The sequence below is a fragment of the Cupriavidus sp. 8B genome, from assembly GCF_054589115.1.
In genome coordinates, this window is record NZ_BAAILO010000269.1 from 1 (window position 1) to 8,762 (window position 8,762).

The 8,762-nt window shown below is 64.5% G+C and carries 9 protein-coding genes; 7 read left to right on the top strand and 2 right to left on the bottom strand.

The window, feature by feature from the left end; genetic code table 11:
* The 3 genes from ACYP5B_RS27025 to ACYP5B_RS27035 all read left to right on the top strand — a co-directional run.
* Positions 1-1,195, top strand: a 1,195-nt coding sequence (locus ACYP5B_RS27025) for an ABC-F family ATP-binding cassette domain-containing protein (RefSeq protein WP_459571743.1), incomplete at its 5' end; no start/stop codon positions are given.
* A 58-nt stretch (positions 1,196-1,253) separates the two neighbouring features.
* The gene (locus ACYP5B_RS27030) at positions 1,254-1,436 is read left to right on the top strand and encodes a hypothetical protein (RefSeq protein ID WP_459571744.1); all 183 of its coding nucleotides are present in this window, start codon (positions 1,254-1,256) and stop codon (positions 1,434-1,436) included.
* 203 nt (positions 1,437-1,639) lie between these two features.
* Positions 1,640-2,005 carry a DUF2269 family protein gene (locus ACYP5B_RS27035; protein ID WP_459571745.1) on the top strand — a complete coding sequence of 122 codons (366 nt, stop codon included), beginning with the start codon at positions 1,640-1,642 and terminating at the stop codon, positions 2,003-2,005.
* 10 nt (positions 2,006-2,015) lie between these two features.
* Here the strand turns inward: ACYP5B_RS27035 and ACYP5B_RS27040 are convergent, their stop codons facing one another.
* A complete protein-coding gene (locus ACYP5B_RS27040) occupies positions 2,016-2,477 on the bottom strand; it encodes a CopD family protein (protein WP_459571746.1) in 462 nt (153 codons plus the stop codon).
* Between the two features lie 276 nt (positions 2,478-2,753).
* Here ACYP5B_RS27040 and ACYP5B_RS27045 point away from each other — a divergent pair, with 276 nt between their 5' ends.
* Together ACYP5B_RS27045 and ACYP5B_RS27050 are read left to right on the top strand one after the other, a co-directional pair.
* The gene (locus ACYP5B_RS27045; protein ID WP_459571747.1) at positions 2,754-4,739 is read left to right on the top strand and encodes a sensor domain-containing diguanylate cyclase; all 1,986 of its coding nucleotides are present in this window, start codon (positions 2,754-2,756) and stop codon (positions 4,737-4,739) included.
* A 28-nt stretch (positions 4,740-4,767) separates the two neighbouring features.
* Positions 4,768-5,229 carry an N-acetyltransferase family protein gene (locus ACYP5B_RS27050; protein WP_459571748.1) on the top strand — a complete coding sequence of 154 codons (462 nt, stop codon included), beginning with the start codon at positions 4,768-4,770 and terminating at the stop codon, positions 5,227-5,229.
* 202 nt (positions 5,230-5,431) lie between these two features.
* Here ACYP5B_RS27050 and ACYP5B_RS27055 read toward each other — a convergent pair whose 3' ends face one another.
* A complete protein-coding gene (locus tag ACYP5B_RS27055) occupies positions 5,432-6,037 on the bottom strand; it encodes a hypothetical protein (protein ID WP_400097849.1) in 606 nt (201 codons plus the stop codon).
* A 908-nt stretch (positions 6,038-6,945) separates the two neighbouring features.
* Between ACYP5B_RS27055 and ACYP5B_RS27060 the strand changes: the two genes are divergently transcribed.
* Positions 6,946-7,380 carry a hypothetical protein gene (locus tag ACYP5B_RS27060; protein WP_459571749.1) on the top strand — a complete coding sequence of 145 codons (435 nt, stop codon included), beginning with the start codon at positions 6,946-6,948 and terminating at the stop codon, positions 7,378-7,380.
* A gap of 215 nt (positions 7,381-7,595) precedes the next feature.
* Positions 7,596-8,669: an alpha/beta fold hydrolase gene (locus ACYP5B_RS27065; protein ID WP_459571750.1), complete on the top strand. Its 1,074-nt coding sequence runs from the start codon at positions 7,596-7,598 to the stop codon at positions 8,667-8,669.
* Positions 8,670-8,762: the final 93 nt, after the last annotated feature.

The following is an 8,762-nucleotide window of genomic DNA, read 5'->3' on the forward strand; positions in this document are numbered from 1 at the left end:
ACTGCAACTGGCGCGCGCGCTCATGTGCCCGTCCGACCTGCTGCTGCTCGACGAGCCGACCAATCACCTCGACCTCGACGCGCTGGTCTGGCTGGAAGCCTGGCTCAAGCGCTATCCAGGAACCCTCGTCGTGATCAGCCACGACCGCGAATTCCTCGACGCGGTGACGCAGGTGACGGTGCACGTCGACAACGCCAAGCTCGTGCGTTATGGCGGCAACTACAGCAAGTTCGAAGACATGCGCGCTGAGCAACTCATATTGCAGCAGGCCGCGGTGGCCAAGCAGGCAGACAAGATCGCCCACCTGCAGAAATTCATCGACCGTTTCAAGGCCAAGGCCTCGAAGGCGAAGCAGGCGCAGAGCCGGGTCAAGGCGCTCGAACGCATGGAGAAGATCGCACCGGTGCTTGCCGACGCAGAGTTCAACTTCGAGTTCAAGGAGCCACTCAACGTCCCGAACCCGCTGTTGTCGATGCTGGACGCGAGCTTCGGCTACCCGGCGCCGACCGGCGCACTGCCGGGCACGCCGCCCACGGTCATCGTGCGGGGCATCAATCGTTCCGTGCTGGCCGGGCAGCGCATCGGCATTCTCGGTGCCAACGGCCAAGGCAAGTCCACGCTGGTGAAGACGGTGGCGCACGCGCTGGCGCCGATTTCCGGCGAAATCAGCGAAGGCAAAGGCCTGAATATCGGCTACTTCGCACAGCAGGAACTCGACGTGCTGCGCCCGCTCGACACGCCGATGGAACACATGATCCGCCTCGCCAAGGACACGCCGGCGCACATGCGCGCCCCCGGCCAGAGTGGCACCGAACAATCCCTTCGCACCTTTCTCGGCACATTCAGCTTCAGCGGCGACATGGTCCATCAGGCGGTTGGCACGATGAGCGGCGGCGAAAAGGCGCGGCTCGTGTTGTGCATGATCGTGTGGCAGCGCCCCAACCTGCTGCTGCTCGACGAGCCTACCAACCACCTCGACCTGGCCACACGCGAAGCGCTAGGCATGGCGCTCAACGAATTCGAAGGCACAGTGATGCTGGTCAGTCACGACCGGGCCCTGCTGCGCGCCGTATGCGACGAGTTCTGGCTGGTCACCAAGGGCGGCGTCGAGCCCTTCGACGGGGATCTGGACGATTACCAGCAGTTCCTGCGCGACGAAGCCCGTCGCATGCGCGAGCAGCCCGCCGAAGAGTAGAAGGGCATCGCCTGAAATGGTGAGACAAAGGGCGGGCGCGAGCTTCACAGGATTCAGCGTGAAGGTCGCCATTGAGCGCCTCGAGACTGATACGAACTTCGGCGTCGAGATCGATCACGAGGGTCCGCTGTCCGAATCCAATAAAGAACTTTTGCGGGGCGCGGTGCGGGAATTGCCCCTTGCCAAGACCTTATCCAAGCAGGTACGTGTGAAACTAACCCACACCTCATTCGATCTTTGAATGGGCGCTTCCTGAGATATTCACCGGCCGCTTTGGGTCGTACTGAGACGCCCATGGCCTCCCCCGAAACTCGGCGATGAACCATTTAAATTCCATCTAGTTGGTCATCAAATTGAGGTAGCCCGGGCTAGTTCTTGCCCGACTAACGTCACGCTGGGCCAGCTTAGCCGCGGCTAGCCTTTGCGCGTCAGCCTGTGCAGGCCATGGCGGTGGTGACCCGCTGGGTGGTGCGGGCCGACACCTGGATCACCGCGCCGGCAGTGGTCTTCCAGCCGCTGAGCGGGCTTTACATGATGCATGCGGGCGGGTATCCGCCATCGGCGTCCTGGCTGTCGATGTCGCTTTCGCTGTATGCGCTGGCGGGGGCTTGCTGGCTGCCGGTGCTCTGGCTGCAATGGCGGATGCGCGATATGGCCGTCCAGGCTGCGCAGGCATCGCGCGGTGCCACGGATACCGGTGGGCTTGCACCGCGCTACTGGCTGTATGAGCGCATCTGGGTGGCGCTGGGGTTTCCGGCGTTCGGCGGCTTGCTGGTGGTGTACTGGCTGATGGTGAGCAAGCCGGCCTGACCCGCAGCCCTCAGGCGAGCAGCCGGCCGAGCGTTGCTACCGCGATGGTGAGTGCGCCAAGCAGCAGGTTCAGGCCGACGGCCTGCCTGATGCGGCCCAGCGCGGCGCCCGCGGCCTTCCAGTCCTGCGCATCGACGCCGCGCCGCAGCGCACCATAGGGGCCGAAGTACACATAGGCAAAGATGGCGATCATGATCAGGCCAAGGCCGAGCATCATGTGCCAGTGGATGGGCGCGGCGGCAAACCCGAGCGCGCCGAGCATGGACATGCCGCTGATGGCGATCAGGGCGACGGCGCCCCAGACCCAGGCCAGGAAGCGCGCGAATACGGCGCGCCACAGGCGCAACCGCTGCGGCGGCTCCAGCAGGGTGGCCGCTGCCGGACGCAGGCAGACATAGGCGAAGAACATGCCGCCCACCCAGAGCGTGACGCCAGCGATGTGCAGGAAGTGGAGAACGGGATCGAGGGTCATGGATTGTCGGAGGACGGGAAGGGGGCAGGCTCCAGCCGGCGGGCCGCCGCTGGACTGTTGGGGGACTGCCGCATTCTAGCCCCCCGAAAGCCACTTGTGCCGGCCAAAGCCACGGTTAAGACACGCATGCCAGAGCAATGGCGTCGGCATATGCAGAGCGGCCGCCCCGCTTCTGCTAACCTACGAACCGGGTCAGTCGCCTGCGATGGAGGTCGGGCAGCCGGGACGGCAGGGCCGGCGGTCAGGCTGATCCGCAACGCCAAGAACAAGATACTTATGCGGCACTCCTTAAAGTACCGGGTAGCCATAGCCACGGCGCTCGTGGTGACGTTCATCATCCTGGCGCGCGCGCTGTTCGCCCAGTTCTACGCGTACCAGGGCCTGAAAGCGCTACGCCAGGCCCAGCAAGAAACGCTGGTCAAGCTGATTGCGGAACAACTCGACGAGAAATTCGAGACGCGGGCGATCGCCCTGCGCCGCCTGGCGCACCAGCTGGCGCCCATGCTCGGGCAGCCGCCCGCCGACATGCGGCGCTTCGCGGCCCAGGCCGTGTCCATGCCGGAGATCTTCAATGCCGTGTTCCTGGCATTGCCCAACGGCGACATGGTGTTCAGTACCGCCGTACCCATCGGGCAACGCATCCACCTGGCGGACCGCGACTACTTCCGCGAAATCGTCAATGGTTCGGAGTTTGCCGTGTCGGACCTCCTGCGGGGCCGGATGAGCGATTCGCCCGGCGCCGTGCTTGCCGTGCCCTTGCGCGGCCCGGACGGCAAGCTGCTGGCCGTGGTTGGCGGCGCGCTGAATTTCTCGGAGAGCAACTTCCTTGGCCGGCTGGCGCACAGCCGGATTGGCCTGACCGGCAGCTATTGCCTGGTCTCCTCCGGCACGAACCCGCGCTACGCCATGCACCCCGATCCGGCGAAGGTGATGGCGCCGGCGAAGGCCCTTGGCGAGGCCTGCGGCCTTGAAACGCCCCCTTCCCAGTGGGAGATCGTCAACCCGACGCAGCCCATCGTGGCGCGCTACCTGCTCGAATCCAATGGTTGGGAGGTGGTTTCGGTCCTGCCCGCCAAGGAAGCGTTCGCCCCTCTGATGGAGGCTCGCCGCAAGACGATCATGGCCGCCGGCATGTCGTTGTTGCTAGCCGCGCTGCTGATGTGGCTGGTGATACGGCGCATGCTGGCGCCGCTGGAGCTCCTGCATCGCGTGGTTGGCGAGGTGCCCAAGGATCCTGCCGCGCTGGATGCGCTGGCTGCGCTGCCAACCGGGCGCAATGACGAGATCGGCGAACTGGCCACCACCTTCGGCGCGGTCATGCACCAGCTCTCCGAGCGGGAAGCCGCGCTCAGCGCCGCCAAGGATCGCGCCGCCGAGAGCGAGAAGCGGATCGAGGCCATTGCCAACCACGTACCCGACTTTGTCTCGTTCATCGACATGGGTGAGCGCTATGTCTTCGTCAACGAGGCCTACGCGCAGCGGTTCGGCCTGCCGGTGCGGCAGATTGTCGGGCTCACGGTGCGCGAGCTTTGGGGCACCCCCGCCTACGTGGCATCGAAGCCTTACCTGGAACAGGCTTACCTGGGCGCGTCGGTTACCTTCAGCCTGGAAGGCAAGGATGGCGCCGAGTGCATGGAAGTCACGTACCAGCCCGCCTGGAATGACGATCGGGACACGGTCCAGGGCCTGTACATGTTCGCGCGCAACGTGACCAGCGAGCGCCAGAAAATGCGCAGCCTGGAAGCGCAGACGCTCACGGACCACCTCACGGGCCTGCTTAACCGCAAGGGGTTCGACCGGCGCATGGCGGACGCCATGGCCCGGGCTGGCGCGAACCACGCCAGCGCCGCCCTCTTGCTCGTGGACGTCGACGATTTCAAGACCATCAACGACACGTTTGGGCACGCCGTTGGCGACCATCTGCTGGCTGCCTTCGGCGAGCGCCTTTCCGCCTGCGTGCGCACCGGCGACGCGGTGGCCCGGATCGGCGGCGACGAATTCGGCATCGTGCTGGACGACGCACTCAACATCGCAACGCTGGAGCGCATCGCCCAGGCCATCGTGCACGCAGCCAGGCGGGCGCATTTCATCGAGGGCCATACCATCGTGGCGACAGCCAGCGTGGGCATGGCCATCCATTACCCAGACGACGGCCAGACCGTGAACGAGCTCTTCATGCGCGCCGACATGGCGCTCTACGAAGCCAAGCGCAGCGGCAAGGCACGGTACACGCCGCCGCCCGCATCGAGCAGCCGCACCTAGCACCGCACACCCGCCCCGAGGAAGCCCCGTGACCGACCCGATTCTGATCCGCCCCGCCGAGCCAAGAGATTTCGAAGCATGGAAGGTGCTATGGGATGGCTACAACGCCTTCTATGGCCGCAAGGCAGAGACGGCGCTGCCGGCCGAGATCACCCGCACGACCTGGACGCGCTTCTTCGACGCGTATGAGCCCATGCACGCGCTGGTGGCGGAGCGCTCCGGCGAGTTGCTTGGCCTGGTGCATTTCCTGTTTCATCGCAGCACCATCCAGATCGGCCCGAGCTGCTACCTGCAGGATCTCTTTACTTCAGAGGCGGCGCGCGGCACCGGCGTGGGCCGCGCGTTGATCGAGGCTGTCTACCAGCGCGCCGAAGCCGCCGGCGCCAAGCGGGTCTACTGGCAAACGCACGAGACCAACGCAACGGCGATGAAACTCTATGACGAGGTCGCGGAGAACTCGGGGTTCGTGGTTTATCGCAAGCCGGTTTAGATCGCGGGCTTCATCGGACTTCCCTGTGGGGCGATTCATCGCTGGACTGGTACCTGCGCTGCCGTAGCTCCCCTCTCCCGCGTGCGGGAGAGGGGAGCAAACCAGCGTAGTGCATCTGCTTCTGCATCTGCCCCCTCACTCCGGCTCGATCCCGGCCGCCTTGATCACCTTCGTTGCAGGCCAACCCGCCCCCCGGCGTCGGCTATTTTTTTATGTCTGCCCCAGAAGGAACCAGGTCGCCCTCAAGAATGAAATTACGGTCCGTTGGTGAAACCCGGTCGATGTGAAGCATTCCCGCACCCTGCAAGCCCTTGAATTTCCCGCTGGCACCGACTATTTCCCAGACACCGTTGTCAACCAGCGCAGGCTTGCCGTCGGGGCCCGGAAGGAAGACCGCGCGCATCGACCACTTCACGTAGGCGACGTCGCCCTCTGCCGCCGTAAACACTAAATAGCCACTTGGGTCGCCGCCGACACCAGGCACAATGTCATGCCGACCGTATTCCGTCACCGCAGTCCCGGCCAGCGGACCTTGCCCGATGGCTTTACCCTCGCGCTTAACCATCAAAACGAAGTGCTTGCTACCATCCGCGAAATCAAGGCGGATTTGCTCCTTTGGCGTTAGGACTGCCTCGATTTTCATGGGGGCGGCAAACGTCATTGGCGCTGTCGCTCCGAGCAATGCGGCCGCAGCGAGCGCCAAACGCAGCGCATATCTTCGCTTATCGCACTTCATGATTCTCTCCATTTGTTGTTGACGGTGCACGAACGAACAAGGAAAAAACGGAACGAACGAGCGCTTTTCCATGTTCAAGGGGGTCAGCTCACGAAACGGGTAGAGTCGAGATGTGACGCGGTGGCGTTAGGTTCTGCATATCTGTAACCGCCCCTTTCGTTTGGCGGTGCCTCACTAGCCGAACCGTGGCTCCGTTTTCACATCCCGCTCATCGAACCGGACGTGCGCTACTAACGCATCCGGCTCTCGGACAGAACATCATGCCTTCGCGCACGGAAGGCGGATGAGTCCAAACTGCTGGTAAAGATACTCATCAGGATAGCGCGCTACTCCCCCACTGCGCTGCTTATGCTTCTTGCACAACCATCGGCGAAGCCGAACTCGCTGGCGCGGCGGCCCCCACCAAAACCCGCTCGGGAAATCGTTGCCGCCACCCGTTCGAGGAAGCACTCTAATGACTTGACAACGCCCGCCTGTTTGTGCAGAAACACCCGTTTCAATGGGTCGTGTTATCCACAAATACTGTGGATAACAGGCACCTTGCTTCCCGCCAACCGGCTTGCAGCCGCCAATCCGGTCGGACTGCCTATTGTTTCAGCAACTTGACGATTTTGTGGCACATTCGTGGCGGCAGCGCCGCTGCGCCGCCCTGATCCGCTCCCCTTGCCACACAGCTTGCCGCCACGCTCGCCACCTGTTCCGGGACCCTCGTCCCGGTACCGGGACCGACCCCAGGCTGCCAACCGGGACGCTGGCCTCATGGCTGGCGCAGGGACCGCGCCCGACAATACCCCCTCGTTATCAAACACACGCAGCACGCCCCTCATGGATGGGATGGATGCCGGTTCGCGTTGCGTGTGCGGCCATGGCACGTTCAGGGCGGTCACGTGCGTATCTGGCTTCCTGCTCAATGGGATTGCCCATGAAAGGCCTAGCCGGCCTTGGCCACGCCAGTGCCGGTATTCATGCTGGAGTTCGATATGCATACGAATCTTGCGAAGACCCTGCTCACCGCTTGCGCGCTGGTGACTGGCGTCCTGGCCTCGGCCCTGGCGCACGCCGGTGCGCGCGGCCAGGCGCCGGTTGCCATCAGCGCGCCCGCGCACACCGGCCCGCGTGACGGCCATGCCTTCGCCGCGCCAGGCCGCCAGGGCTTGTCGGCTTGTGCCTCACGCAACTTCGATCCCTTCCAGGACGGCATGCGCAAGGGGCCGCGCGATCCCTTTGCCGATGGCGGGCACACCGGACCCCGGGATCCGTTCGGCGAGGGGGCGCGCGGTACTCAGGCGGATCCGAATTCAAGCGGAGCCGAATGCCTGTCCGCCCTGCCGGGCGAGATTGGCAGCGGGCTGGGAAGTGGACTGGGAAGCGGCCCGGCATCAGCGAGCGCGGTCGCAATAGCCGCGGCAGCGTAGCTCGCGCTTTTCGGTCAGCCGTGATGGGGCGGCCAGCCCGGAGCCGCCTCACGATGAAAGCCTATGAAAGCCGCCTAAAGACACCGAAAGCAGAATGAAAGCATTGCCCTCCTCCCGGGTTTCCTTTGCTAATCTACATGCAGCACGCGGTACGTCTCCCGCGGCAGCCGTGCCTAGGCATGCCGCGCCTGCACTTTTTGCCCGCGTGCTCGCCCATGCCGACGCGCAAACAACAGATCCGCCTTTGCACCACCACGGATGGCGTGCGCCTGGCGTATGCCATCAGCGGCCAGGGCCCGCCGCTGGTCAAGGCGGCGAACTGGATGAGCCACCTGGAGTTCGACGTGGAAAGCCCGGTGTGGAGCCATCTCCTCAACGAGCTCTCCCACTGCCATACGCTGGTGCGCTACGACGAGCGCGGCTGTGGCCTGTCAGACCGCGATGTGGAGTTGTCCTTCGAGTCCTGGGTGCGCGACCTGGAGACCATCGTGGAAGCCACGGGTGTCGATCACTTCCCTTTGCTGGGCATCTCGCAAGGCGCCTCGATTGCCGTGGCCTTCGCGGTGGCGCATAGCGAGCGCGTGAGCCACCTGATCCTGCATGGCGGCTACGCGCGCGGCAGGCTAAAGCGCCAGCTCGATCCGCGCCTACGGGAAGAAGCGGAGCTGATGAACCGGCTCGCCGAGATCGGCTGGGGCCAGGAAAACCCGGCCTTTCGACAGTTCTTCACCACCCAGTTCATCCCGGGCGGCAGCGCCGAGCAGCACCGCTGGTTCAACGAGCTGGAGCGCGTCTCCACCTCACCCGCCAACGCAGCGCGCTTCATGCGCATCTTCAACGATATCGATGTGGTGTCCTTGCTGCCCCTGGTGACTTGTCCCACCCTGGTGCTGCACGCGGTACGCGATGCGCGGGTGCCCTTTGACGAAGGACGGCTGATCGCCAGCCTGATTCCCGGCGCGCACTTTGTACCGCTCGAGAGCGACAACCACCTGCTGCTGGAAAACGAGCCGGCGTGGCAACGCTGGCTGGACGAGGTGCATGCCTTCCTGCCCGCCCCGCCGCCCAGCACCGACCTGGCCTTTACCACGCTGACCCGGCGCGAGCGCGATATCGTGGAGCTGATCGCGCAAGGCCGCGACAACGCGCAGATCGCCGCGCACCTCGGGCTTTCTGAGAAGACGGTGCGCAATCACATCACCAGCGTGTTCTCCAAGCTCGAAGTGGAGAACCGCGCGCAGGCTATCGTGCTGGCGCGCACGTCGGGCTTTGGCCAGCCAGGCGCTTAGCTTGAATGCGGCAAGCGAATGCGGCAAGCCATGCGGATGCCGATAGTGCAACGGGCCGGATCACCCGGCCCGTTGCCCCCTCCCCGGCGGCAC